General features: G+C 67.5%; 18 protein-coding genes. 11 read left to right on the top strand and 7 right to left on the bottom strand.

Annotated features, from left to right (window positions below):
• Positions 1 to 111: 111 nt before the first annotated feature.
• Positions 112 to 930: a purine-nucleoside phosphorylase gene (locus U7114_RS00140; protein ID WP_321215765.1), complete on the top strand. Its 819-nt coding sequence runs from the start codon at positions 112 to 114 to the stop codon at positions 928 to 930.
• Between the two features lie 84 nt (positions 931 to 1,014).
• Entirely contained in the window at positions 1,015 to 2,775 is a 1,761-nt protein-coding gene (locus U7114_RS00145) for a phospho-sugar mutase (protein WP_323056206.1), read from the top strand.
• A 6-nt stretch (positions 2,776 to 2,781) separates the two neighbouring features.
• Here the strand turns inward: U7114_RS00145 and nirD are convergent, their stop codons facing one another.
• Positions 2,782 to 3,165 (bottom strand): nitrite reductase small subunit NirD, encoded by a 384-nt coding sequence (nirD, locus tag U7114_RS00150; protein ID WP_157238693.1) that lies wholly within the window; start codon positions 3,163 to 3,165, stop codon positions 2,782 to 2,784.
• Between the two features lie 274 nt (positions 3,166 to 3,439).
• Between nirD and nirB the strand changes: the two genes are divergently transcribed.
• The 6 genes from nirB (at position 3,440) to U7114_RS00180 (ending at position 10,561) form a co-directional block, all read left to right on the top strand.
• Entirely contained in the window at positions 3,440 to 6,085 is a 2,646-nt protein-coding gene (gene nirB / locus U7114_RS00155; protein ID WP_321215762.1) for a nitrite reductase large subunit NirB, read from the top strand.
• A gap of 2 nt (positions 6,086 to 6,087) precedes the next feature.
• On the top strand, positions 6,088 to 7,122 hold the full coding sequence (gene cobA, locus U7114_RS00160) for a uroporphyrinogen-III C-methyltransferase (protein ID WP_157238694.1): 1,035 nt from the start codon (positions 6,088 to 6,090) through the stop codon (positions 7,120 to 7,122).
• Positions 7,123 to 7,136: 14 nt separating this feature from the next.
• Positions 7,137 to 8,297 (top strand): uroporphyrinogen-III synthase, encoded by a 1,161-nt coding sequence (locus tag U7114_RS00165; protein ID WP_323056207.1) that lies wholly within the window; start codon positions 7,137 to 7,139, stop codon positions 8,295 to 8,297.
• Positions 8,298 to 8,501: 204 nt separating this feature from the next.
• Positions 8,502 to 9,332, top strand: coding sequence for an FAD-dependent oxidoreductase (locus U7114_RS00170; protein WP_157238696.1), 831 nt, complete (start codon positions 8,502 to 8,504; stop codon positions 9,330 to 9,332).
• Between the two features lie 175 nt (positions 9,333 to 9,507).
• The gene (gene deoC, locus U7114_RS00175) at positions 9,508 to 10,233 is read left to right on the top strand and encodes a deoxyribose-phosphate aldolase (RefSeq protein WP_157238697.1); all 726 of its coding nucleotides are present in this window, start codon (positions 9,508 to 9,510) and stop codon (positions 10,231 to 10,233) included.
• Positions 10,234 to 10,285: 52 nt separating this feature from the next.
• Entirely contained in the window at positions 10,286 to 10,561 is a 276-nt protein-coding gene (locus U7114_RS00180; RefSeq protein WP_197432393.1) for a hypothetical protein, read from the top strand.
• 80 nt (positions 10,562 to 10,641) lie between these two features.
• Here the strand turns inward: U7114_RS00180 and U7114_RS00185 are convergent, their stop codons facing one another.
• Together U7114_RS00185 and mfd are read right to left on the bottom strand one after the other, a co-directional pair.
• On the bottom strand, positions 10,642 to 11,454 hold the full coding sequence (locus U7114_RS00185) for a metal-dependent hydrolase (RefSeq protein WP_157238698.1): 813 nt from the start codon (positions 11,452 to 11,454) through the stop codon (positions 10,642 to 10,644).
• 6 nt (positions 11,455 to 11,460) lie between these two features.
• Positions 11,461 to 15,162 carry a transcription-repair coupling factor gene (mfd, locus tag U7114_RS00190; RefSeq protein ID WP_323056208.1) on the bottom strand — a complete coding sequence of 1,234 codons (3,702 nt, stop codon included), beginning with the start codon at positions 15,160 to 15,162 and terminating at the stop codon, positions 11,461 to 11,463.
• Between the two features lie 217 nt (positions 15,163 to 15,379).
• Between mfd and U7114_RS00195 the strand changes: the two genes are divergently transcribed.
• The 3 genes from U7114_RS00195 to U7114_RS00205 are packed head-to-tail and all read left to right on the top strand — an operon-like array spanning position 15,380 to position 17,655.
• The gene (locus U7114_RS00195; protein WP_321215758.1) at positions 15,380 to 16,888 is read left to right on the top strand and encodes an SDR family oxidoreductase; all 1,509 of its coding nucleotides are present in this window, start codon (positions 15,380 to 15,382) and stop codon (positions 16,886 to 16,888) included.
• A 43-nt stretch (positions 16,889 to 16,931) separates the two neighbouring features.
• Entirely contained in the window at positions 16,932 to 17,429 is a 498-nt protein-coding gene (locus U7114_RS00200) for a DUF2505 domain-containing protein (protein ID WP_104997260.1), read from the top strand.
• A 4-nt stretch (positions 17,430 to 17,433) separates the two neighbouring features.
• Entirely contained in the window at positions 17,434 to 17,655 is a 222-nt protein-coding gene (locus U7114_RS00205; RefSeq protein ID WP_157238701.1) for an SCO4848 family membrane protein, read from the top strand.
• Positions 17,656 to 17,738: 83 nt separating this feature from the next.
• Here the strand turns inward: U7114_RS00205 and sufU are convergent, their stop codons facing one another.
• The 4 genes from sufU to U7114_RS00225 all read right to left on the bottom strand — a co-directional run bounded on the left by sufU (position 17,739) and on the right by U7114_RS00225 (position 25,398).
• Complete coding sequence (gene sufU / locus U7114_RS00210) at positions 17,739 to 18,188, bottom strand: Fe-S cluster assembly sulfur transfer protein SufU (protein ID WP_157238702.1); 450 nt, start codon at positions 18,186 to 18,188, stop codon at positions 17,739 to 17,741.
• A 21-nt stretch (positions 18,189 to 18,209) separates the two neighbouring features.
• Complete coding sequence (locus U7114_RS00215; RefSeq protein ID WP_321215757.1) at positions 18,210 to 19,535, bottom strand: SufS family cysteine desulfurase; 1,326 nt, start codon at positions 19,533 to 19,535, stop codon at positions 18,210 to 18,212.
• A 483-nt stretch (positions 19,536 to 20,018) separates the two neighbouring features.
• Complete coding sequence (locus U7114_RS00220; RefSeq protein WP_323056209.1) at positions 20,019 to 22,556, bottom strand: LuxR C-terminal-related transcriptional regulator; 2,538 nt, start codon at positions 22,554 to 22,556, stop codon at positions 20,019 to 20,021.
• Between the two features lie 106 nt (positions 22,557 to 22,662).
• Positions 22,663 to 25,398: a LuxR C-terminal-related transcriptional regulator gene (locus U7114_RS00225; RefSeq protein WP_323056210.1), complete on the bottom strand. Its 2,736-nt coding sequence runs from the start codon at positions 25,396 to 25,398 to the stop codon at positions 22,663 to 22,665.
• Between the last annotated feature and the right edge of the window lie 32 nt (positions 25,399 to 25,430).

Here is a 25,430-nt window from a genome sequence, read left to right on the forward strand (position 1 = left end):
ACTCCCCCGCACCGCCAAAGAAAACGGTCTCTCAGGACCTCGCAGGAAGGCGGACGGCAGGGCGGGCGGCCGGGGTGGGCGCCAGCGCAGGCGGCAGGATAGCTTGTACCAGTGAGTACAACTGACTTCCTGAACACCGATCCCTTCGCGGCCGCACATGCCGCCGCCGACTACATCGCCGAGGAAACAGGCGTGGACAGCCACGACGTCGCCCTCGTGCTCGGCTCCGGTTGGGCTGAGGCGGCCGACCTGATCGGCGAGACCACCGCGACCCTGTCCGCGGAAGAAGTTCCAGGCTTCCATGCTCCTGCCGTGGAGGGCCACGTGGGCACCATCCGCTCGGTGCTGACCAAGGGCGGCAAGAGGGCCCTGGTCCTGGGCGCAAGGACGCACTACTACGAGGGCAAGGGCGTGCGCGCGGTGGTGCACGGCATCCGCGCAGCCGCGGCGGCGGGCTGCAAAACCCTGGTGCTCACCAACGGCTGCGGCGGCCTGCAGGAACAGTGGACCCCGGGAACTCCCGTGCTGATCAGCGACCACATCAACCTCACCGCCGCCTCTCCGCTGGAGGGCGCCACCTTCGTGGACCTCACGGACCTTTACTCGGCGCGGATCCGCGGCCTGGCCAGGGAGGTTGACGCCTCCCTGGAGGAGGGCGTGTATGCGCAGTTCCCCGGCCCGCACTACGAGACGCCGGCCGAGGTGCAGTACGCCAAGCGCATCGGCGCGGACCTGGTGGGCATGTCCACGGCGCTGGAGGCCATCGCCGGGCGGCACGCAGGGATGGAAGTCTTCGGCATCTCGCTGGTCACCAACCTTGCCGCCGGCATCAGCCCCCGGCCCTTGAGCCACCAGGAAGTCATCGAGTCCGGACAGGCGGCGGGGCCGCGGATTTCCAAGCTGCTCGCCGAAATCATCGCCCGGCTCTGACGCGGGACAGCCCTGCGGTGAATTTTCCGCTTTTCCGCGGGAGGCGGCACGGCTTCGGCGGCCAATGACGATAGCGTTAGGCCCATGACGTCTTCCGATGCCGATTTCCGCCTGCTCAATGAAGCCCGCGAATGGGCTGCCCAAGACCCGGATCCCGTCACATCGGCTTCCCTCCTGGAACTCGTCCAGCTCGTCGACAACGGCGTCCCCGCCGCACGCCAGGAACTGGCGGACAGCTTCCGCGGCACACTGCAGTTCGGCACGGCGGGGCTCCGGGCCGCCCTGGGGCCGGGCCCGAACCGGATGAACCGGGTGGTGGTGCGGCGGGCCGCTGCCGGCCTCGCGGACTTCCTGCTCTCGGCGGTGGCCGAGGCCTCGCCGGGAACGCGGCCGCGCGCCGTCGTCGGCTACGACGCCCGCTACAACTCAGACATCTTCGCGGAAGAAACTGCCGCCATCTTCACGGCCGCCGGAATCGAGACCTTCCTGATGCCCGCGGCGCTGCCCACTCCCCTGCTGGCCTACGCGGTCCGGGAGCTGGAGTGCGACGGCGGGGTCATGGTGACCGCCAGCCACAATCCTCCCCAGGACAACGGCTACAAGGTGTACCTGGGCCGCCACGCCGTGGCGGACAGCGGCAACGGTGCCCAGATCGTGGCCCCCTACGATGCCGAGATCGCGGCCAGGATCAACGCCGTGGGGCCGCTGGAATCCATCACCCTGGCCCCTGCCGGCTGGACCCTCCTGGACAGCTCCATCGCTTCAGACTACGAACGGGCGACCGCCGGGCTGGCCCTGCCGGACCACTTCCCGGCCCGCGACCTGCGCATTGTCCTGACCCCCCTGCACGGCGTGGGCGGCGGGACCGCACTGGCAGTGCTGAACGCGGCAGGTTTCACGGACATCACGCTGGTGGCGGAACAGGCCGAGCCGGACCCGGACTTTCCCACTGTCAGCTTCCCGAATCCGGAAGAGCCCGGGGCACTTGACCTCGCGCTGGAGGCCGCTGAGCGGCAGGCCGCGGACATCGTGATCGCCAATGATCCGGATGCCGACCGGGCCGCCGTTGCGGCCAAGGACCCGGACACCGGGGCCTGGCGGATGCTCCGCGGGGACGAAGTGGGCGCGCTGCTTGGCGCGCACATAGCCGCCCGGCTTGCCGCGGGCGGAGGAAAGGACGACGGCGGCGCGGACGAGGGCGGCAAGGGCGTGTTCGCGAATTCGATCGTGTCCTCCAGGCTGCTGGCCCGCATCGCTGCGGCAGCCGGATACGCCCACCAGGAAACCCTCACCGGTTTCAAGTGGATTTCCCGGGTTCCCGGGCTGGTGTACGGCTACGAGGAAGCGCTGGGATACTGCGTGGCCCCGGACCTGGTGCGGGACAAGGACGGCATTTCGGCTGCCCTCCTCATTGCCGAACTTGCCGCGGCCGCCAAGGCTGACGGCAAATCCGTCTTTGACACCCTGGACGAGCTCTACCTGCAGCACGGCCTGCACGCCAGCGACCAGCTCAGCATCAGGGTTGCGGACCTGGGGCTGCTGGACGCCATGATGAATCGGCTGAGGGTTTCCCCGCCGGAAACGTTCGGGTCATCCGCAGTTGAGGTTTATGCCGATCTTGCCGAGGGCAGCGACGGGCTTCCGCCCACTGACGGCCTCCTGTACGTCACCAGGAACCTCACCAGGGTGATCATCCGGCCCAGCGGCACCGAGCCCAAGCTCAAGTGCTACCTCGAGGTGATCCACCACGTGGGGTCCGCGGCCGAACTGCCCGCCGCCCGGCAGGCGGCGCGGGCCGCGCTGGACGAGGTGCTCCGCGACGTCAGCGAAGCCCTGGGGCTCTAGCCCCTGCTACAGCTCGATCTCCACGACTCCGCCTGCAATGCGGGTCCGGAATGTGGCAAGGCTCAGGTCCGGGCTGCTGAAGCATTCACCCGTTTCAAGGTCGTAGACCTCTTTGTGCAGCGGCGAAGCGATGGTGGGACGCTCGCCGCGTGAGCCCAGGATCCCGCGTGCCATGACATGGGCGCCCGTTGCAGGGTCCTCATGGGCCACCGCGAAAACCTCGTCGGCGCCGGTGCGGAAGAGTGCAACCTGGCGTCCCGCGATCAGGGCGGCTTCACCCCAGGCAACCTCCAAGTCGTCCACCCGGCAGACGGTGTGCCAGCCGGCAATGCCGGAGACAGCCTCATCCATGCCGGCTTCGAGTGCCCCAAGTTCCAGTGTTGCCGTCATGTCCGGCTCCTCTCCCTGTGCGTGTAGTCCTGCTCATTGGCCACCTCTGCGGCCGTGATCCACGCTAGGCCCGCGGTGTTTCAGAGGCATGCAGTGAATGTGTCCACAACGTAAAAGACACCTCACGCGGCCGGAAATGCGTTCGTGATGCAGAAGTTAAGTTGACGAAACAATTGGGAAACTGAAGCGAAACTGCGCCTCCCTAGTCTGAATGGACAGCTCGTCAGAGAAGGCTGCAGGAAAACTGCCTGCGGCCCATGCGAAAGGCCCATCAGTGACCGAACAGACTTCAAGCACAGAGACTCCGCGCCGCATCGTCGTCGCCGGCGGCGGCCCCGCGGCCCACCGTTTTGCGGACGCCATGCATGCCCGTGGCCTCGATGGCTGGCATGTCACGGTCCTCACTGAGGAAGCCCACCTCCCCTACGACCGGGTGGCCCTGTCCAAGGCCCTCACAGACAAAGACGTCGACCTGACGTTGGGGACGGCGGCCATGTGGGAGCACCCTTCCCTGGAACTCAGGACCGGCGAGCGTGTCGTCAAGATCAACGCCGAAGCCAAGAGCGTGGAAACCGCTGCCGGCAACACTTTCGAGTATGACGAACTGGTGGTTGCCACCGGTTCGAATGCTGCCCGCCTGCCCATCCCGGGCGCCGAACACACGCACGTCTACCGCACCCTCGAAGACGTGTGGGCCATCAACGAGGCCATCGCCGGGCTGAAGGAGAAGCTGGGCCGCAAGGTCAACGCCGTCACCATCGGCGGCGGGCTCCTGGGCCTCGAGTCCGCCGCCGGCACCGAGCAGCTGGGCGCCAACCCCATCGTCATCGACGGTTCGCAGTGGCTGATGGCCACACAGCTGGACGAAGGCGCGGGCCAGGCCATGGGCCGGCTCATCAAGGCCAAGGGCTTTGAGGTCCACGGCGGCGTGTTCCCGTCCGAGGTTCTCTCGGACGACGACGGGCAGGTCACCGGCGTCCTCATGGCGGACGGCCGCATCATCGACGCGGACATGGTCATTGTGGCCATCGGCGTCCGGCCCCGCGACGAACTCTTCCGCGCCGCCGAGGGCGAGGAACAGGTGTTCAGCCTGGGTCCCCGCGGCGGCGTGGTCATCAACGACTACTGCGAAACCGAAGTGCCGGGCATCTGGGCCATCGGCGAAGTGGCCAACTACGGCGGCATGTGCCTGGGCCTGGTCGCTCCGGCCAACACCATGGCGGAGATCGTGGCCGACCGCCTGCACGGCGGGGACGCCACCTTCCCGGGCTTCGACACCGCCACCAAGCTCAAGCTGTCCGGCGTGGACGTGGCCAGCTTCGGTGACGCGTTCGCCAAGACCGAGCACGCCCTCGAAATCGTTTATGCCGACCCGGCCCGCGGCGTGTACCAGAAGATCGTCACCACCGATGACGCCAAGACCCTGCTGGGCGGCATCTTCGTCGGCGACGCCACACCGTACATGAGCCTGCGTCCGCTGCTGGGCCGCGAACTTCCCGCCGAGCCCGGCGCCTTCCTCAGCGCGGCAGGCGGCGGCGACGCTCCCGAAACCGAACTGCCGGACGACGCAACCCTGTGCTCCTGCAACAACGTCACTGCCGGAAGCATCCGTGACGCCATCAACGGCTGCGGCGCCTGCGAGGGCAACGCCCCCGTCCAGGAACTGGGCGAACTGAAGGGCTGCACCCGCGCCGGCACCCAGTGCGGTTCCTGCGTGCCGATGCTCAAGAAGCTGCTGGAAACCGAGCTGACCAAGTCCGGCGTCGAGGTTTCCAAGGCACTCTGCGAGCACATCGAACTGTCCCGCCAGGAACTGTTCGATGCCATCCGCGTCCTGGAGCTGACCTCCTTCGAAGAGATCATGGCCAAGTACGGCACCGGCGCCGGCTGCGACATCTGCAAGCCGACCATCGCCAACATCCTGGCCAGCCAGAACAGCGCCTACGTCCTGGACGCCGGCCGCGGCACCCTGCAGGACACCAACGACCGCGCCCTGGCCAACATGCAGAAGGACGGCACCTACTCGGTGGTCCCCCGCATCGCCGGCGGCGAGATCACCCCCAAGAAGCTCGGTGTCATCGCGGCCGTCGCGGAGAAGTACAACCTGTACACCAAGATCACCGGCGGCCAGCGCATCGACATGTTCGGCGCCCGGCTCGAGCAGCTGCCGGAGATCTGGAAGGAACTGGTGGACGCCGGCTTCGAATCCGGCCAGGCGTACGGCAAGAGCCTGCGCACCGTGAAGTCCTGCGTCGGATCCACCTGGTGCAGGTTCGGCGTCCAGGACTCGGTGGCCATGGCCATCCAGCTGGAGTTGCGCTACCGCGGCCTCCGCAGCCCGCACAAGCTCAAGATGGGCGTCTCCGGCTGCGCCCGTGAATGTGCCGAGGCCCGCGGCAAGGACGTCGGCGTGATCGCCACCGCGGACGGCTGGAACCTGTACGTCGGCGGCAACGGCGGCGCCACTCCTGCCCACGCCCAGCTGCTGGCCAAGGACCTGGATGACGAGACGCTGATCAAGTACATCGACCGCTACTTCATGTACTACATCCGCACCGCGGACAGGCTGCAGCGCACCGCACGCTGGCAGGAAGAGCTCGACGGCGGCATCAAGCACGTTGAGGACGTGGTGGTCAAGGATACCCTGGGCATCGCCGCGGACCTGGAAGCCGCCATGGCCAAGCACGTGGACACCTACATTGACGAATGGGCAGACACCCTCAAGGACCCCGAGCGCCTGCGCCGGTTCCGCTCCTTCGTCAACGCCCCCGACCAGAAAGACGACTCCATCACCTTCGTCCCGGACGAGCGCGGCCAGATGCGCCCCGCCACCCCGGAGGAAAAGGCGGCGGCCGCCCAGCAGCCAGTCCTGATCGGAGCCTCCATCCCCGTCCGGCCCAGCAACGGGAATGAGGCATAGGCATGCAGCTCAGCATTGATCTGACCGGCCGGGAAGTGCTGGTCACCGGCTCCGACCACGCTGCCCGCCAGGCCGTCCGCCGCTACGAAGCGGCCGGCGCCGTCGTCTACCGCCTCAGCACCCCCCAGGGGGCAAGCCATGACGGCCCGCTGCCCGAACGCCCCTTCCTGGTGGCGGCAGTCGACGACGGACAGCCCGGCTGGGAGGTCCTGCTGGAGCGGTGCCGCACCACCGGCATCCCGGTGGCGGCCGAACCGGCAGCCGGCCCAGCGGGCCACGTCACCCTGGTGGGCGGCGGACCCGGAACCACCGAACTCCTCACGGTCGCTGCGATCAAGGCCCTGCGTGATGCGGACGTCGTCTTCTATGACCGGCTGGCCCCGTACCAGGAGCTGCCGTCCATGACCTCGGCCGAACTGGTGGACGTCGGGAAGAAGCCCGGCCACCACAAGGTGAGCCAGGGGGACATCGAGAAGCTCATGGTGGAAAGTGCCCTGGCCGGCAACAACGTGGTCCGCCTCAAGGGCGGGGACCCCTACGTGTTCGGCCGCGGCGGCGAGGAAGTTGCCGCCTGCGTCGCCGCCGGCGTCAAGGTCCGCGTCATCTCCGGCGTCACCAGCGCGATCTCCGTCCCGGCCGCCGCCGGGATCCCGGTGACCCACCGCGAAGTCAGCCACATGTTCACCGTGGTCTCCGGCCACGCGCCGCTGACCGAAAAGGAGCACAAGCACCTGGCCGGGCTGGGCGGGACCATCGTCGTGCTGATGGGCATCGGAACCCTCCACCAGCTGGCTGCCGGCCTGCGCAGGGCGGGGATGCGCGCTGACATGCCCATGGCCGTCGTCGAACGCGGCTACCGCCCCGGCCAGCGCACCACCATCGCGGATCTTGGCACGATCACCTCGGCCGCTGCCGGATGCAGCAACCCTGCCGTGCTGGTCATCGGCGAGGTGGTTCGGGTGGCTGAGGCCAACCGCGGGCATGCCGAGGCCGCCGCCGACCTGGACAGGCTGGCGGCCTCGCTGCTGGGTTCATGAAAGGATTGACCCCCATGACTGCACTTGCACCGGCCGAAACGCCGCAGGTCGAACAAAGGGCTGACGAAGCCCCGGACTCCGCCGAGTCGCCCCTGGAGGGCTTCCGCATCGGCGTGACCTCGGACCGCCGCTCCAGCGACCTCATCGAGGCCCTGGAACGCCGCGGCGCCGAAGTGCTGCACGCCCCAGCGTTGAAGATCGCCCCCGTGCAGGAGGACATGCGCCTCATCGAGGACACCAAGGCCATCATCGCCGCCAGGCCGGACCTCTGCATCGCCACCACCGCCTACGGGATGCGCCGCTGGTGCGAGGCAGCGGATTCCTTCGGGATCGGCGAGCAGCTGCTGGACGCCCTGGGTGCCTGCCGGATGTTCGTCCGTGGCCCCAAAGCCCGCGGCGCCGTGCGCGCGGCCGGCCTTGCCGACGTCGGAATCAGCAGCGACGAAACCACCGCAACACTGGTGGACATGCTGCTCAAGGAGGGCGTCCGGGGCAAGACCGTCGCGGTGCAGCTGCACGGCTACACGGACGTGCGGCAGCTGGAGCGCCTGCGGATGTCCGGTGCGACGGTCCTGACGGTCACGCCCTACCGCTGGGTAAAGCCCGACGGCGAGGACCGGCTTCCGCGGCTCATTGAGGCTGCGTGCAGCGGCAACCTGGATGTCCTCACCTTCACCAGCGCGCCCGCCGTCGATGCCCTGTGGAGCACCGCCCACGAGATGGGCGTGTACAAGCAGCTGATCGAGAGCCTGAAGACAAACGTCACCACCGCCGTGGTGGGTCCGGTCACCGCGCAGCCGCTGCTGGATGCCGGCGTCACCCCGCTGATCCCGGAGCGCTTCCGGATGGGCGCCCTTATCCGCCTGGTGTGCGAGCACCTTGCCCTGAACCACGTGCGCCGCCTCGACACCCGGTCCGGGAACATCGAACTGCGCGGCCGCAGCCTCCGCATCAACGGCCAACTCGTGGAACTGGCGCCCGCTCCCCTGCTGCTCCTGCGTGCCCTGCTCGGAGCGGGCGGCGCCGTCCTGTCCCGCGAGTCGCTGTCCGACCTGCTGGAACTGCGCGGTTCCGTCCACGCGCTGGACATGACGGTCAGCCGGCTCCGTTCGTCCCTGCCCGACGGGCGGCTGGTGGAGACCGTGGTCAAGCGCGGCTACCGGATCCGCGTCTAGCCTGGCCGGAGCCGGGCGCTCATGTGTCAGCCGCGCACGCGGATGAGAGGCACGTCACGGGTTCTGTTACCGGCCGGTAAATACTGGCGAACACAGCCCTGATAAACAGCAACTGCGGGGAAACACCCCGGAAAAGGCGCGGGCCTACGCTGGGTCCATCACGAAGTTACGGCCGTTCCCGGCCGCCAGCGAAAGGGCCAGCACATGTCCGCTCCGGCACCCTCCACCTCCGCCGCTCCCGCCACCCGCATCGTCATCGCAGGTGCAGGCCCGGCTGCCCAGGCACTGGTCAGCCAGCTTGACCGGGCGCGTTTCACCGGCACCATCACAGTCCTGAGCAACCGGGACGACACCCCGGCGGAACTGCTGGAGCTGGCGATGCTGCCCCAGGTTTCGGTGAGGTTCGGGCAGCCGGCCAGCCACATCGACGCCGCGAACCGCACGGTGGCCACGGCGGACGGCATGGAATTTGCCTACGACCAGCTGGTCATCGCCACTGGCTCGGCGCCCGTGGCCAGCCCCGTCGAGGGAGCGGGCCAGTGCCTGAGCTACTCCACCATCGACGACGCCGCCCGCGTCGGCGAGGCCGTGAGCCAGGTGGCCAGGGAGCTGGGCCGGCGTCCGCTGGGAATCCTGGTGGGCACCGGCGCCGCAGCCGGCCAGGCAGAGGCGGTCCTCCGGGCCCGCGGCGTGCGGCCCATCCGCACCACGGCCCGCCCGGCCTCCGTGATCCCTGCCCCGTCAACCTCGGGCTTTGCAGCCTCCGGGGTGGTGTTCGAGGACGGCAGCAGCATGTACGGCGACCTGGTGGTCCTCGCCGAGGAACGCGAATCCCGGGACGACCTCGCCGCCAGTGCCGGCCTGGAGACGGCGGCCACCGGCGGGATCGTGATCAGCCATGACTTCCGGACGTCCGTACCGGGCATCTGGGCCCTCGGAGACGCTGCAGCGTTCGACGGCGTCCGGCTGGGACTCCTGGTGGCCGCCGCGTCCGCTGCGGGAGCCTGTGCCACCCAGCTGCTGACGGCGGCCTGATCAAGCAACGCGGGGTCACTCCCCGCCCGATAACCGGCTCGGATTGGGCGGAAACTGACCGCGCGTTGCCGTTAGTCGGGGGTGGTTCTGGCCGCTTCAGCGTATGGCAAGATGGTTGCGAAACGAGTCGCGGGCGTTACAACGCCCGGCCCACAGGCCCTTGGAGAGGACCATCATGAGCAACGAAGCCACCCCTTCCGTTCAGGCTGCAGCCACCGGCGCCGCGGGCTCCGGCAGCATAGCGTCCTTCATCGACCACACGCTGCTGAAGCCGGAGGCCAGTGAGGCTGAGGTCCTCAAGGTCTGTGCGGAAGCAGCTGAATACGGCTTCAAGTCCGTATGCGTCAATCCCATCTGGGTCAAGACGGTGAAGAAGGCCCTCAAGGGATCCGGCGTCCTGACCTGCTCGGTGGTGGGGTTCCCGCTGGGTGCCACCCCCACCGACGTCAAGACCTTCGAAGCCCGGGGCGCAGTGCTGGACGGTGCGGACGAAGTGGACATGGTCATCAGCATCGCCGCCGCCCGGGCCGGGGACAAAGGGGCGCTTGTCGAGGACATCGCCTCGGTGGCGGAGGCCGTGCACGCCAGCGGGGCCATCCTGAAAGTCATCATCGAAACCGCGCTGCTCACCGACAGCCAGAAAGTCCTTGCCTGCGAAGCCGCAGTGGAGGCAGGCGCAGACTTCGTGAAGACCTCAACGGGCTTCAACGGCGGCGGCGCTACGGTGGAGGACATCGCCCTGATGCGCAGGACTGTGGGGCCTGGCCTGGGCGTCAAGGCCTCCGGCGGGGTGCGGTCCCTTGCAGACGCGCAGGCTATGATTGCAGCAGGTGCAACACGTATTGGTGCGAGCTCCGGAATTGCCATTGTCAAGGGTGAACAGGGTTCATCCGGCTACTGACAGCAACCGGACGCGGCCACAGATTGAGCCCCGAGGGGCCGAGGAGGAACGAATGTCCAGCAAGATTATGGCGTCCAACGACGGCACGGATTCCAGCCGCGGAGCACATCAGGGCACGCTGCAGACCCCGCAGAACGAGAACAAGCTGGGAACCAGTGTCTTCCTCTTTGTGGTCATGATCGCGCTGTTCCTTGGTGCCGTGTACTCGCTTTCCTTCCTCACGCTGGACAACCCCTGGCCGATGGCTGTCTGCATCGCGCTGTTCGCCCTGGCCTTCTGGATTCCGCAGACCGTCCTGGGACGCTCCGACTCAGCCGGCGAGCACTAGCCCACACCAACCAGCCAGCACAAAACCCCTGGACGCTGTCCGGGGGTTTTGTCGTATGCCCGGCGGACGCCGCCCGGGCATTACAGCCAGAGCCGGGCCCAGGCCACCGCTGCCTCTGCCGCGCGGCCCCAGTGGCTGTGCGCTATGGACCAGCCGGCCATGCACATCCCCACCATGGCGTAGGCGCTCACCGGGATCAGGACAAGCCACTCGCGTTTTGACCCCGCCCGGCCCAGCAGCGGGAGGGACAATGCACCGTTGGGCCGCCAGACCTGGCGCAGCAGCGGTACCCGCCGCAGGGGTTTGGGCGGCCTGACCACCAGTGGCCACAGCAGCGGCACTCCTCCCGTGGTGACCAGGTCGCCCACGATATGGACCACAACGCCGGTCAGCATCGAAATGGGGAGCCAGGTCCACTGGTCCGGGGCAAACCAGGTGACCAGGCCGGCCATGGTCAGCGCGAAGATCCAGTTGCTGATGAACCCCGCCTTCGGAAAGAGCTTCAGTGCCTTGGCCGCGATGTTGATCATGAACATGCACAGCAGCCCCGCACCCACGGACAGCAGTCCCCAGTCCGTTTCCAGCTGGAATTGGCCTGCCAGGGTGGCGAGAAGGACAAAAAAGGCTGCCCCGAGGACGGAGTGCGTGCCCTGGCGGTGCCCGCCGCTGGCGTTTTCAATCCCGACCGCGATCACATTGGACAACGGCGGCAGGGAATTTGCCACCGTGCTGTGCCGGTGGTCCCAGTCGCACACGAGGGCGGTTCCCGCCGTCGCCATCCCGCCGATCAGGATGCCAGTGGCGTCCAGCGGGTACCAGCCAAGGGTGTAGGGCCCGGTTGAGGCAATAGCTACCCACGCCGCGGCTCCCGACGCGGCGTGGTGTCCTCCCATCAAGTGCTAGCTCCCGGTCGGCGCGACAGTGACCGGTTGGTCCGAGAAGATGTTCCGGATCACGCCGTTGGCCCATTCCAGGATTTCCGCATCCTGCAGGTCCCGGCCCCCGATCCTCGCGGTCTTCGGCTTGGGGATGAGCACGGCATCGAGGGCGGGCTTGGACTGGGACCCCGGGTACATCCGGTTCAGGCGCATGACCTTGGATTCAGGAAGGGTGGCCGGCGAGAACTTGATGAAGTTGCCCTGCAGGGCAACATCGGACAGCCCGGCTTCACGGGCTCCCACCCGGAAGCGGGCCACGGCCACCAGGTTCCGGGCCGGGAGCGGCGGCTCGCCATACCTGTCAACCAGTTCCGCCAGGACTTCGTCGATTGCCTCATTCGTGAGCGCAGCCGCGAGCTTGCGGTACGCCTCGAGGCGGAGCCGCTCCCCGGGCACGTAGTCGTGCGGAAGGTGCGCGTTGACCGGCAGTTCAATCTTCATCTCGGCGGCCTTCTCCTCGGCCTCGCCGCGGAAGTCAGCCACGGCCTCGCCCACCAGGCGGATGTAGAGGTCGAAGCCGACGCCCTGGATGTGGCCGGACTGCTCACCGCCCAGCAGGTTTCCGGCGCCGCGGATCTCCAGGTCCTTCATGGCCAGCTGCATGCCGGCACCGAGCTCGTTGTGGGTGGCCACGGCCTTGAGCCGTTCCAGCGCCACCTCGCCCAAGGGCTTCTCGGACGGGTAGAGGAAGTAGGCGTAGGCGCGTTCACGGCCCCGGCCCACGCGGCCGCGGAGCTGGTGCAGCTGGGACAGGCCGTACTTGTCCGCGCCGTCCACGATCAGGGTGTTGGCGTTGGAAATATCCAACCCGGTTTCGATGATGGTGGTGCACACCAGCACATCGAATCGCTTTTCCCAGAAGTCCACGATGATCTGCTCCAGGCGGCTTTCGGACATCTTGCCGTGCGCCACCTCGACGCGCGCCTCCGGGACCAGCTCACGGATTTTCGCCGCGGTCCGCTCGATGGTGGAGACCCGGTTGTGGACGAAGAAGACCTGGCCTTCGCGCATCAGCTCACGCCGGATGGCCGCGGAGGTCTGCTTGTCCGTGTAGGGACCCACGTAGGTCAGGACCGGGTGCCGTTCCTCCGGCGGGGTGGCCAGGGTGGATGTCTCGCGGATTCCCGTCAGCGACATCTCCAGGGTGCGCGGGATGGGGGTTGCGCTCATGGCCAGCACGTCCACATTGGTGCGCATCTTCTTGAGAGCTTCCTTGTGCTCCACGCCGAAGCGCTGTTCCTCGTCCACGATCACCAGGCCCAGGTCCTTGAAGGCAAAGTCCTTGGACAGCAACCGGTGCGTGCCGATGACGACGTCCACCGAGCCGCTCTTGACGCCCTCCACGGTCTCCTTGGTTTCCTTTGTCCCCTGGAACCGCGACAGTGCCTTGACCCGCAAGGGGAATCCGGAGAACCGTTCGGTAAACGTCTCGTAGTGCTGCTGGGCCAGCAGCGTGGTGGGCACCAGCACGGCCACCTGCTTGCCGTCCTGCACCGCCTTGAACGCGGCGCGCACGGCGATCTCGGTCTTTCCGTAGCCCACGTCGCCGGAAACCAGCCGGTCCATGGGGATCTCGCGCTCCATGTCCGCCTTCACCTCGTTGATGGTGGTGAGCTGGTCCGGCGTCTCCACGTAGGGGAAGGCTTCCTCAAGCTCGCGCTGCCAAGGAGTGTCCGGGCCGAAGGCATGCCCGCGGGACGCCATCCGGGCCGAGTACAGCCGGATCAGCTCGCCGGCGATCTCCTTGACGGCTTTCCGGGCCTTGGACTTGGTGCTGGCCCAGTCCGCGCCGCCCATCTTGCTCAGGACGGGGGTGTCACCGCCCACGTAGCGGGTCACCTGGTCCAGCTGGTCCGTGGGAACGAAGAGCCTGTCCCCCGGCGCGCCGCGCTTGGACGGCGCGTACTCGAGGACCAGGTACTCGCGCACCCCGGCTGTATCTTTCGAGCCGCCGACGGTGATCTTGCGTTGGATCAGCTCCACGAACTTGCCGATGCCGTGCTGTTCGTGGACCACATGGTCCCCCGCCACGAGCTGCAGCGGGTCCACGGCGTTGCGGCGTTTGGAGGGCATGCGGCGCATGTCCTTGGTGGACCCGGCGGAGGTGCGGCCCAGCAGGTCGGCTTCGGTGAGCAGGCCCAGTTTGAGCCCGTCCAGGACAAAACCGCGTCCGACGGCGGCGGTGGTCACCTCGATGATGCCCGCCTGGGGCTCGTGGTCCAGGGTGTCCACGCGGGCGCACGGGATGTCGTTCTCATGGAACAGCTCTGCCAGGCGCTGGGCAGGACCGGGGCCTTCCGTGGCGACAACGATCCGCCACTGGTCCCGGACATGTGAGCCGATGAAGTCCATCATCTCGGCCACATCGCCCTGGTAGCCGCGCGGTTCCCGCGCATGCAGGTTCAGGACGTCGATGTCCGGGAGAAGTTCCTCGTCCTGCGCGAGCGACGTGATGGACCACCATGAGACCCCGTGCTCCAGGGATGAGGTCCGCGTTTCCGTGAGGGAGCGGAAGCTGGCGGAATGGAGCGCGGCGCTTGCCTGCGAGCTGAGATCCAGCGGCGCCGTCCCGCCGTCCGAGGCGGTGGACCAGGCGGCCTCGAGGAACTCCTCATTGGTGGCGGCGAGGTCGTGGGCCCGGGTCCGGACCTTCTCCGGCTCGATGACCACCGAGATGGAGCCTGCAGGCAGCTGCTCCACGAACGGGACCATGGAGTCCACCAGCACGGGTGCCAGGGATTCCATGCCCTCCACGGTGATGCCGCCGGCGATCTTTTCGAGCATGTCGGCAGCTGCCGGGAGCTGCGCCTTGAGGGTGGCTGCCCGGGACATGACGGCCGGGGTGATGAGGATTTCCCGGCACGGCGGGGCATGCAGTTCGGTGGGGTGGTGCAGGCCGGGCGAGGACAGCGAGCGCTGGTCTGCCACCGCGAACCAGCGCATCTGGTCCACCTCGTCACCGAAGAACTCGACGCGGATGGGGTGGTCCTCGGTAGGCGGGAAAACGTCGATAATGCCGCCGCGGACGGCGAACTCCCCGCGGTGCGTCACCATGTCCACCCGGGCGTAGGCGGCGTCCGCGAGGCTCCGCACCACTTCGGTGAAGGGTTTCTCCTGGCCCACTTTCAGGGTGACCGGGACCAGCTCGCCCAGGCCGGCCACCACCGGCTGGACCACGGCGCGGACGGGCGCCACCACCACCCGCAGCGGACCCGATGCGGAGGTTTCCGGGTGCGCCAGGCGGCGCAGGACGGAGAGGCGGCGGCCCACGGTGTCAGAGCGCGGCGAGAGGCGTTCGTGCGGGAGGGTTTCCCAGCTGGGGAATTCGGCTATGCAGTCCGCGGGAAGGTACGCCCGCAGCGCCGCCGTAAGGTCCTCGGCCTCGCGGCCGGTTGCGGTGACGGCAAGAACGACACCCGGCCTGCCGTCGTCGTGCCCTTCGCCTGCGGCGGCTGCCACGCCGTCCGCCATCTCGGCAAGCAGCAGCGGGCGAAGCCCGGCGGGTGCGCTGATCTGGTAGTCCTGGCCCCGGACCTCGAACCCCCGGGCGGCCTCGGCGCGGACGCGGGCGAAGGTCTGGTCCGCGGCGAGGGCGCGGCGCAGTCCGTCCAGCGATGGGCCCGTGCTGGTGTGGCCGGCGTTGGACGGGCCTGGAAGGCTCATGGCAGAAAGCTCCTGTGGTGTGCAACGAAAGGCAGGCAACGCGAAAACCCGAAATTCTCTTCGAATCCCGGGTAAACCCAGCCTACCGCGCAGCAGCGACTATGCGAGCCGGCCCGGGGATAGGCTGGCAGGGCGGGGCCCGCCGGCAACGGGCCGCGAGACAGGCAGTCCAAACAGCAGGCCGCTCCGAATGGCCTGTGGACACTAAGGAGTCAGCATGACCGAACCCGGGAACACCGCCCGCACCTCCAGAACGGTCCTGGTCACCGGGGCTACCGGCTACATCGGCGGCCGGCTGGTGCCCAAGCTCCTTGAGGCCGGCCACAGGGTCAAGGTCCTGGTGCGCTCACCGGACAAGATCGCCGGGGTGCCATGGCGGGACCGGGTGGACGTGGTGGAGAGCAGCCTCGACGACGGCGACGCCCTCCGCCAGGCGCTGGCCGGCGTCGACGTCCTGTATTACCTGGTCCACTCGATGGCAGCAGGTGCGGGCTTTGAAGCGAAAGAGCAGGCGATGGCGCGCACGGCCGCGGACGCCGCAGCCGCCGCGGGCGTTGGCAGGATCGTCTACCTGGGCGGGCTGCACCCCACGGGCGTCGAACTGTCCACCCACATGCGGTCCAGGGAAGCGGTGGGGAAAGTCTTCCTGGATAGCCCCGTGGACGCCATCGTGTTCCAGGCGGGCGTGGTCATCGGCTCCGGCTCGGCGTCCTTCGAGATGATCCGCCACCTCGCCGAGACACTCCCCCTGATGCCGGCGCCCAGCTGGGTCCGGAACCGGATCGAGGCCATCGCCGTGCGCGATGTCCTGTACTACCTGGTCTCCGCCGCATCGCTGGACGGCCCGCTCAACCGCACGTTCGACGTCGGCTGCCGGCAGGTCCTCACCTACGCCGGGATGATGCAGGAGTACGCCGCCGAGGCCGGCCTGCCCTACCGCCCGGTGCTGGCACTGCCCATCCCGGCGCCGAAGCTGGCCGGCATGTGGGTTGCCCTCACCACGCCGATCCCCTTGTCCATGGCAATGCCGCTGGTCCAGTCCCTGCAGCACGATGCCGTGTCCGACGAGCACGACATCGACCAATACATCCCGCAGCCCGACGGCGGCCTGACCGACTATCGCACCGCCGTCGCCCTGGCGCTCGGCAAGGAACGTGACGGGCAGGTGGAAACCACCTGGGCAAACGCCGGAGCTGCTTCCGATCCCCTGCCCAGCGACCCCGAGTGGGCCGGCCACAAGGTGTACATCGATGAGCGGACGTTCCACGGGGACGTGGATCCCGCGAAGGTGTGGACGGTCATCGAGGGGATCGGCGGCCGGAACGGCTGGTACTCCCTGCCGCTGGCATGGCAGGTGCGCGGCTGGCTGGACAAGCTGACCGGGGGCGCCGGGCTCCTGCGCGGCAGGCGGCATCCCCACACCCTTGCGGCCGGCGAGGTGGTGGACTGGTGGCGTGTTGAACGGATTGACCGCGGCAGGCTGCTGAGGCTCCGCGCGGAAATGCGCGCCCCGGGGCGCGCCTGGCTGGAACTCTCCGTGGAGCCGGACGGGAACGGCAGCCGCTACCGGCAGCGGGCCATCTTCTTTCCTAAAGGACTCAGCGGCCGGCTGTACTGGCTGGCCGTCCTTCCGTTCCACAGCCTGATCTTTCCCGCCATGGCCAGGAACATCACCCGGGCCGCCCGGGAGATCGCGGATGCGGAGCACGCGGCCAGGACACCGTAGGATGTTTGGAGCCTAATCCGACCCCCACGTCCCAGGAGGACCCATGGCCTTGAGCGCAACCACCACCCTTCCCCACTCCGTCGACAGCGTCGCAGCTGTGCTGGTGAACGAAGATTTCCAGCGCCACGTCAGCCAGCTGGTGGGCGGCTCGCTGGAGTCATTCACCGTGGACGGAGACGTCGCCGGAGCGTTCAGCGCCACGTCCGTGCGCACCCTTCCCACCACCCGCCTCCCCGAGATCGCGCGGAAGTTCGTGGGTGAGCACCTCAAGGTCACCCAGGTGGAGAACTGGGACGCCCCCGCAGCGGACGGCTCCCGCCAGAGCAACATCTCGCTGAAGATCGCCGGCGCCCCCGTGGACGTCACCGCCGTTCAGCGCCTGGTGGCAGACGCCGGCGGAACCCGCGTGGAGCTTGAGGGCGCCGTGAAATCGTCCGTTCCATTCCTCGGCGGCAAGATCGCTGATGCAGCGGAGCCGATGGTGTCCAAGGCCCTGAACCTCCAGGCCAAGCAGGCGCAGGCCTGGCTGGAAAGCCACTAAGTTCATGGAGCTGCCCGTTTTCGCTTCACTGGTCCTGATCATTGCGGGAGTATGGTCCCTGGTGGTCTGGCCGCAGTTCCTGCGCCGGGTCATGAAGGATCCCCGCGCCAGGGACTCCGCCGGGAAGGCCACGAAGTTCCTCACCGTCCACGTGGTGCTGGTGGGCGTCTCCATGGTGCTTGGCGCGGCCACTGCCGTGATCGGCATCTTGGCGCTGGCCGGCTAACAAACTGCAAAAGGAAGGCCCTCGTCCCGCTGGGACGAGGGCCTTCTCCGTATGAGGCGGGAACCTGCGCCGGCAGGACCGGGTCAGGCGGCCTGATTCAGCGCATCCTCCGCCGCAACCCAGGAAATCATGGCGCACTTGACCCGCGCCGCGTAGCGGGCCACGCCCTCAAACGCCGCGGCATCGCCCAGCAGCGCCGGATCCGCAGGGACCTTCCCCCGGGAGCGCAAAACCTCCCGGAAGCTGTCAATCACTTCATGGAGCTCCGCCACGGTCATGCCCTCCGCCAGTTCGCTGAGCACGGACGCGGAGGCCATGGAGATCGAACAACCCGCCCCGTCCCACGAAACCTGGGCCACTTTCCCGTCAGCGACAGCGAGCCTCAGGGTGACCTCGTCCCCGCACACCGGGTTGAGCTGGTGGGACTGGCCCGTGGAAGCGCCCTCAGGGGCCTCTGTCCCGGCCAGTCCACTGCCGTGCCGGGCCTTTGAATGGTCCAGGATGATCTGCTGGTACAGCTGGTCAAGGCTCATGGTGTCCTTCGGTCTTCCCCGCTAAGCGCGGAAATAGGCCCGCACGCCGGCTACGGCATCCAGGAATTGGTCGACGTCGTCCGTCGTGTTGTACAGGTACGCGCTGGCCCTGGTGGTTGCAGTTAGGCCCAGCCTGCGGTGCAGGGGCTGCGCGCAGTGGTGGCCAACGCGCACGGCGATACCCCGTGAGTCCAGGAACTGCCCCACGTCATGGGCATGGACACCCTCGACGTCGAAGGCAGCCAGTCCGATGCGTTCCTGGCCCGCGGCGGGGCCCAGGACCCGGATTCCGGGAAGGGACTCAAGCCCGGTGACCATACGCTGGCCGAGCCCGGCTTCCCACTGATGGATCCGGTCCAGCCCGGTTTCCGTCAGGTAGTTGGCCGCAGCCGCCAGCGCCACGGCCTGGGAGATGCGCTGCGTTCCGGCCTCGAAGCGCTGTGGTGCCGGCAGATACTCGGCACGTTCCATTGTGACAGTGGTGATCATGGAGCCGCCGGTCAGGAAGGGCGGCAGGACATCCAGAAGCTCCTGCTTCCCGTACAGCACCCCGATCCCGGTGGGTGCCAGCATTTTGTGGCCGGAGAACACGGCGAAGTCCACGTCAAGGTCCTTGACGTCCAGGGCCAGGTGCGGGGCGGACTGGCAGGCGTCGAGGACCACCAGGGCGCCGGCCGGGCGGGCGAGGGCCACAAGGTCGGCGACGGGGTTGATGGTGCCCAGGACGTTTGACGCGTGGGTGAACGCCAGCACCCGGGTCCGGGCGCCGATGATCTCTGCGGCTGCATCCATGCGGAGGTGGCCGGCGTCGTCGACGGGGATGTAGCGCAGGGTGGCACCGGTACGGAAAGCCAGTTCCTGCCATGGGATCAGGTTGGCGTGGTGCTCCATTTCCGTGACCACGATTTCGTCACCCGGGCTCAGTGCGAGCTCCTTGAGCCTGGCGTCGCCCCGGCCCTGGGCGGCCCATAGCCCTGCATTGGACAACGCGTAGCTCAGCAGGTTGAGGCCTTCAGTGGCGTTTGACGTCCAAACGGTCTCCGCGTAATCCGCGCCGATAAAGTCCGCGATGGTCTGCCGGGCATCCTCGAAGGCCTCGGTGGCCTCGACGGCGAGGTGGTGCGCCCCCCGGTGCACGGCCGCGTTGCGCTGTTCGTAGAATTCCTGTTCGGCTTCAATGACGCTCAGCGGGTTCTGTGAGGTGGCGCCGGAGTCGAGGTAGACGAGCGGCCTGCCGTTGACCAGCTGGTTCAGGACGGGAAAGTCGTTCCGGATGCGGAGTACCTCGGCGTCATCCATGGCCGGCAAGGCGCGTTCCAGTGTGGCTGGCGTTGATACTACGGCCAAGACTAACTCCTTGAGATGCCAACGGATGACACTCAATTGTCCCACAGCACGGCTGTGGCGGCCGCCCGGGAAGGGTAGCCGCCACAGCCGCTCCGGGCTTCAGCCCGCGGAATGGAGGGCCGGCGACGGCTGGGGGGAGAGTCTCGGTCTCAGAAGACTCTGACGTCGCCGGCCCCGTCTGGCCCGGTCACGGGGACCGGAAACTCAAGGAGCCTTGTACTGCTCTCAGCATGCTCTGCGGCTTTGTTTCCGCCGCGTCCTTTGCTTCCTTAAGTAAATACTGCGGCGGCGGGAGGTACACGAGTAGGCAGTACTCGAATTCCGCGAGCCAGTACTACCGGGACCGCCCGGCATATACCCGGGAGGGTGATTTGCGACGGCGGGTGGCCACCACGTCCATCAAGCGGAGGCGGGCAGGCAAAAGCGGCTGCGCCGCCTGGGCACAGCGGGGGCGGGTGTCTTTTCCGGTACCGGCTGCCGGGGCTACTTGGGGAGCGCTGCGTCGAGCTCGTCCCGGCTGCGCACACCGAGTTTCACGTAGGTGCGGTACAGGTGTCCCTCTACCGTACGGACAGAGACCATGAGCCGCTGGGCAATCTCGCGGTCGGTGAGGCCCTGCACGGCAAGCTCGACGATGTCCTGCTCCCGGCGGGTGAGCTGTACGGCCGGGGTGGCGGCAATGAAACGGCCCTCCCGGAACCGCTCGCCCAGTTCGTGGTCGCACTTTTCGCGCTGGGCCACGGCCTGCCTGGAGCGGCGGCGCTCCCCTGACTGCTCCAGCACGGTGCTGGCGCGGGCGTAGGCCTCACGTGCAAGGTTGACGAAACCGGATTCCTCCAGCGAGGCCGCGGTATCCATCAACGCATCCCCGTCAGCGGCTTCCCAGTCCGTGGCCAGTTTCAGCATGGCGGCTGCCCAGCGGCCTTCCACGCCGTGAGCTGCCCTCTGCACCATGGGGATCACGGAGGGGTCACCCAGGTCCCAGCCGAGTCCGAGCAGCTCCAGCAGGGTGCCGGCCCTCGTGGAGGCCTCATGGGTGGTCATCAGCGTGTGCAGCGCAGCCAGGCCCTTGCCGTCCCTGGACAGGTATTCTGACGCGGCGGCAGCGTAGGCGCGGGCAAGGAAATCATGGGCGGGGGCACCTGCCAAGGCATCCTTGTAGTCCTGTTCCAGCCGCTTCCCTTGGGCAGTGTCTCCCAGCCGCGCCGCGACATAGAAGCCCAGCGCAGAGCCGAAGCGGAACAGCTGGAGCGGATCGTTGAGCCGCAACGCTTCCACCGCCGGCAGCAGCAGCTGGTAGGCCCGTTCCATCCGGCCCTGCCGCAGCAGGGAGTAGCCGCGCAGCACCTGCAGGCTGCCATTGAACGTGGCGGCCGAGAACGTATGCCCTGCGGCGTAGCTTTCGATCTCACGCTCGGCGGAGTGCCATTCCCCCATGGCGAGGTAATCGGCGACCAGCCGCCCCAGGACGAACTCTGGAAAGAAAAACAGCTTCCCTTCCAGGGGCCGCAGTTCCGAGGACGCCACAAGCGCGGCCTCGAGTCCTTCGGCGGCCTTGCCCGCTGCGGCCAGGGCATGTGCCAGGAGCGCCTCCCCGACAGCCCCGACCGGCGCCTCTTCTTCGGTGGAGCTGCGGTTCCTGATGTCCGCTACGCGGCCGCGCAATCCTTCCGCATCCATGTCCGCACCGAGCTGGAGCAGCTGCAAGAGCTGTTCCAGCCACCATGCTGCGGGCTCCGCTGTGCCAGCGTGTCGTTCCCCGCCCTCCTCTGCCAGGTCCGCCAGGGGGCGTCCCGTTGCCTGATGGGCCGCCGCCCTCAGCAGCAGGACGGACGGACCCTCGGGGTGGCCTGCCAGCTGGAGCCAACAGGCGTCGAGCAGGGCCGCAGCGTCCGCATACGAGCCCTCGTTGTACAGGGCGCGCGCTCGGACGGCATGGGCAAGGGGAAGGAACTCGGGGTCCTGGACCTTGGCAGCGATGGCGCGGGCGCTGTGGTTCCGAAAGCGGGTCAGTGCCTCGCGTGCGGCGTCCAGCATCTCGGCGTCGGGTACGCGCAGGCCGCACTCAAGGGACCACTCCACGGACCGCAGCCGGCCTTCTCCCCGCAGGGTGGCGGGATCCTTGTGTTCCCGGATCTTTTCCAGGAGCTGCAGGCTGCGGGAGACCGAAATGGTGTTTCTGATGGCCTCCGCGAACAGGCTGTTCCAGACAGTCAGTTCGGCGGGGACGCCTGAATTCTCGACCACCATCTGCTGATCCAGCAGGGAGCGGACCACCGGCGCGCCGCAAATGTCTTCGATGACCTTCCGGCCCACCGGCCCGGCAAGGGCAATGAATTTCAGGGCCTCCTGTTCCTCCGGCCGGCGGCGGAGGTGATCCTTGGTAACAACTCCCGTGAGCCGGACGCCATCCGTGGGCAAAGACCCCAGCAGGACCCAAATTCCGTTCCGCTTGGCCAGTATTCCGGCCTCTGCGGCGTCGTGGAGCAGGGCGTCCAGGAGCCGGGGGTTGCCCCCGGAGGCGCTCCAGACGGCGTCCACGGTGGCATCCGGCACTGTCCCGTCAAGAACGTGGGCCAGGACTTCCTCGATCTGGTCGCGGTTCAGCGGGCGCAGGTCCACGCGTTCGGCCAGGCCGTCGTACCAGAGCTGGTCCAGTGGCTGCGGAAGGCCCGGCCGCGGCCTGGCAGCAGCAACCACTGTTGCCCATCCGGCCGAGATCAGGTCCGCAATCACACCGGCCGAAGCCTCGTCCAGGTAGTGCGCATCATCAATGAGGAGCAGGACAGGGGATCCGCTTCCTGCCTTCAGCTTTTCGAAGTAGCTCCACATGGACCGCAGGACGGCAACCGGAGAGACAGACTCCTCGGCAGTCAACTCGCCGGTGTAGGGAGTGAGGACGCCGAACGGCACGGCAGCAAGGGCGGAACTGCCGTGCAGCTGCAGAACATTCAGCTCCCCGCCAAGGCGTTCCGCGATCCCCTCCGTCAGGGACGATTTTCCAATTCCCGGCCCTGCCATGACAAAAACCGCCTGGCTCGCATGGTTCCGGACAATATTGCAGATCCGTTCAAGCGGCTCCCGGCGGCCGGTGAGGAGCCGGTGCGCTGTGGCAGGCTTATGGCCGTTAGACGAGTCCAGTCAGATCACCCCTGGAGGTTACGCCGAGCTTCGTGAAGACCTGGTACAAGTGGCCTTCCACGGTACGGACCGACACGCCCATCTCCAGGGCGATATCGCGGTTGGAGGAACCCCGGCCCGCCAGCCGGGCAATCTGGCGTTCCCTGCTGGTCAGCAGCGGGCTTCCGCTGCTTGGGACGATGGGAAGGTTCGACACGGTGGCGGCGAGGATGTCCAGCCGGGCCTGCGCGGTCCGCGCGGTGAGTGAATCGCCGTCCTGTCGTGCGAAGTCCACAGCGACGGCCATGCACCGCGCCTCCACGGCATCCAGTTCGAGGGTGGCGGCCAATTCACCACCGGCAAGGAGGGTCCTGGCGTCCTTCGTCCTGCTTCCCACGGCGATCAGCCGGGAAACTTCGGCAAGCGGGCCCTGGCGGTGGCCCGCAATCTCCTCAAGCAGGCGGAAGTCCGCATCGCTGCCGTTGATGGTTGCAGCGAGCAGGTTGATCCCGGCCAGGGTGAAGCGCCCGGCCTCCATTTCCTGCCGGGCGCACCGCTTGAGGCCGGTCACGGCGTCGGGATCGCCCAGCCAGCGGCCCGCGACGAGCGAGCAGAACTCAACGATGCTGTCGGTGATGAAGCTGGACTTTCCGGACGTCCTTTGCAGTTTCGCCAAGTACTTGCGCGCCTGGGCTACGTTGCCGGTCTGGGCGTGGGCCAGTGCAATGGCCGCGTACGCGCAGCGCAGGGCGGCCTGGACCGGCTGCAGCTCCAGCTGCGCCGCGGCGGAGATCAGGGGGTCAAGGGCCGCCATGCCCCGGCCCGAATAGACATAGGCAATGCCGGCTGCCAGTTCGGTTGCTGCACTGCGGAAGGGAAGGCTGTGCGGCTCCTCCGTGGCCTGCGGACCCAGGAGGTCAATGCACCGCCGCCATTGCCCCGCCGTCAGTAATACCAGGTAGGCCTCCCTGGTATAACGTTCCCGCAGACCAACAATGTGGGAGGCATCGCTGATTTGGCCGCCCAACTGGCGCATGAGGCTGAGCGCATCCATCTCGCGTCCGGTCATGGCCAATGCGGTCATCAGCAGGATGGCCGAATCCATGCGGTAGCCGGTATCAGGGTTCAGCGCAGGGTCCGCAGCCCTTTCAAGGTCCGGGATGATGGCGGCGTAATCACCCACGAAAGCGCGATACTCGAACCCGCTCAAGGCCACCCGGTTCGCTGCGGCGGCCGCAGGCTCCGGCCACCCAGTAAAGTTCGGGGCGGACTCCAGCCTTTGCCGGGCTTCACTGAGCAGGTCCGGCACCTTGCCTGCCGCCTCCGGGAGCCGCATCATGACCTGCGACTTGGCGGCTATGACGTCCGCATACTCCTCGACGTCAAGGCTTTCGAGTTCCGGCTGCGAAATGTCATCAAGTGCGGCCATGGCCTGGACCGGCATGTCCAGCTGAAGGTACGCGGCGGCTTTCTGCCGCTGGCCGGCCGTCCACTCCCGGTCCGTCCGCTGAAGCATTTCGGCGTACGTCAGCGCAAACCGCGGATCGAAGAGCTGGACTGCCGCTTCCGCGGCAGCCAACGCCAGGGCGGGACTCAGGTCCGCCTCGCATTCATGCGTCCACGCCGCGAAAGCCATCAGCTCCTCGACGGTCATGGCGGCAGGATCAGGTTCCGCACCGGCCAGGAGCACGCTGCGCAGTTCCCTGCGCCGGGCAATGCTCAGCCAGGTGCGCACCACGTCACCAATGTACTTTTCACGCAACGAAACCCAGCGATGGTCGGACTGGTCGATCTCCAGCAGGCCGCCGTCTTCCATGTCGGCCACCACTTCGGCACGGTAGATGGCCGTCAGCCTGGACAGCTCAACCCTGCGGGCGCAGGAAAGCATCTCGATGACTTCCCGGGTTTCGGGCGTTTCCCTGGACCATCTGGAGCGAACGATGTCGTCCAGGCTGGCCGCGCCATCGAGCACCACTTTGTCCCGCAGGGTCCAGACTGAATCGGAGAGCACCAGGTTTCCGGACAGCTGCTGTTCGGTGACGAGCGCCTTCAGGAGCAGCGGGTTGCCGCCCACCATGTGGTGATAGGTGCTGACCAGGGAGGCCGAAACGCGGTGCCCCAGCAGGGACAACAGGACCTGGCGGGTCTGCAGTTCGTTGAGGTTGTTCAGCCGGACTTCGGTCAGCCGGTGGTCCGTGAGCAGCCAGTGGAAATCGGCAGGAAGATCGCTGATTTTCGGGGCCACAGCAATGATTTTGGCGGTGCCGGTCAGCAGGACGTTGAGCAGCACTCCGGCGCTCATGTCGTCAATGCTGCCGGAGGTGTCAAGGGTGATGATGCAGGGACGTCCTGCGGCGTCACTGCGGATCAGGGAAGTAATGCCGCGGAGGATTGCCGTGGGCGAGCCCATGTACGCCTGCGGAAGCCTTGCCAGGAGAAAGGAGAGGCAACCATAGGGCGTTGCGGAGCCGGCGGGTCCGCTGCGGAGCTGCAGTGACCAGATGTCGGGGCCGAGGTCCATCACGGCAGCGCGGGCCAGTGAAGACTTTCCCACGCCGCGGCCGCCGGTGATCACCACCCCAAGGGAGTCTGCGCCGGTCAGGGCGGTGCGGACCGACTCAAGGTTTGCGCCGCGTGCAGGGGCAGACCAAAGCTGACCCTCCCGCCTCTCGGAGGTGTCTGTGTTCAGCCCGACGTGGTGAGGTGTTGACCCACGTCCCCAGCTAAGTGGCTCGATTGACATGAACTTTTCCCCTACATCCCGCGATAGCGGGA

Origin of the sequence: Pseudarthrobacter sp. C1 (genome assembly GCF_034720455.1) — a bacterium.
Taxonomy (GTDB): Bacteria; Actinomycetota; Actinomycetes; order Actinomycetales; family Micrococcaceae; genus Arthrobacter.

What these genes read in the sequence shown, in the direction of transcription:
- U7114_RS00170 (WP_157238696.1), top strand. Translation starts at nt 8,502, where the DNA reads ATGTCCGCTCCGGCACCCTCCACCTCCGCCGCTCCCGCCACCCGCATC.
- U7114_RS00180 (WP_197432393.1), top strand. Translation starts at nt 10,286, where the DNA reads ATGTCCAGCAAGATTATGGCGTCCAACGACGGCACGGATTCCAGCCGC.
- U7114_RS00185 (WP_157238698.1), bottom strand. Translation starts at nt 11,454, where the DNA reads ATGGGAGGACACCACGCCGCGTCGGGAGCCGCGGCGTGGGTAGCTATT.
- U7114_RS00205 (WP_157238701.1), top strand. Translation starts at nt 17,434, where the DNA reads ATGGAGCTGCCCGTTTTCGCTTCACTGGTCCTGATCATTGCGGGAGTA.
- U7114_RS00225 (WP_323056210.1), bottom strand. Translation starts at nt 25,398, where the DNA reads ATGTCAATCGAGCCACTTAGCTGGGGACGTGGGTCAACACCTCACCAC.
- U7114_RS00220 (WP_323056209.1), bottom strand. Translation starts at nt 22,556, where the DNA reads ATGGCAGGGCCGGGAATTGGAAAATCGTCCCTGACGGAGGGGATCGCG.
- mfd (WP_323056208.1), bottom strand. Translation starts at nt 15,162, where the DNA reads ATGAGCCTTCCAGGCCCGTCCAACGCCGGCCACACCAGCACGGGCCCA.
- U7114_RS00165 (WP_323056207.1), top strand. Translation starts at nt 7,137, where the DNA reads ATGACTGCACTTGCACCGGCCGAAACGCCGCAGGTCGAACAAAGGGCT.
- nirD (WP_157238693.1), bottom strand. Translation starts at nt 3,165, where the DNA reads ATGACGGCAACACTGGAACTTGGGGCACTCGAAGCCGGCATGGATGAG.
- U7114_RS00145 (WP_323056206.1), top strand. Translation starts at nt 1,015, where the DNA reads ATGACGTCTTCCGATGCCGATTTCCGCCTGCTCAATGAAGCCCGCGAA.
- cobA (WP_157238694.1), top strand. Translation starts at nt 6,088, where the DNA reads ATGCAGCTCAGCATTGATCTGACCGGCCGGGAAGTGCTGGTCACCGGC.
- U7114_RS00195 (WP_321215758.1), top strand. Translation starts at nt 15,380, where the DNA reads ATGACCGAACCCGGGAACACCGCCCGCACCTCCAGAACGGTCCTGGTC.
- deoC (WP_157238697.1), top strand. Translation starts at nt 9,508, where the DNA reads ATGAGCAACGAAGCCACCCCTTCCGTTCAGGCTGCAGCCACCGGCGCC.
- U7114_RS00200 (WP_104997260.1), top strand. Translation starts at nt 16,932, where the DNA reads ATGGCCTTGAGCGCAACCACCACCCTTCCCCACTCCGTCGACAGCGTC.
- sufU (WP_157238702.1), bottom strand. Translation starts at nt 18,188, where the DNA reads ATGAGCCTTGACCAGCTGTACCAGCAGATCATCCTGGACCATTCAAAG.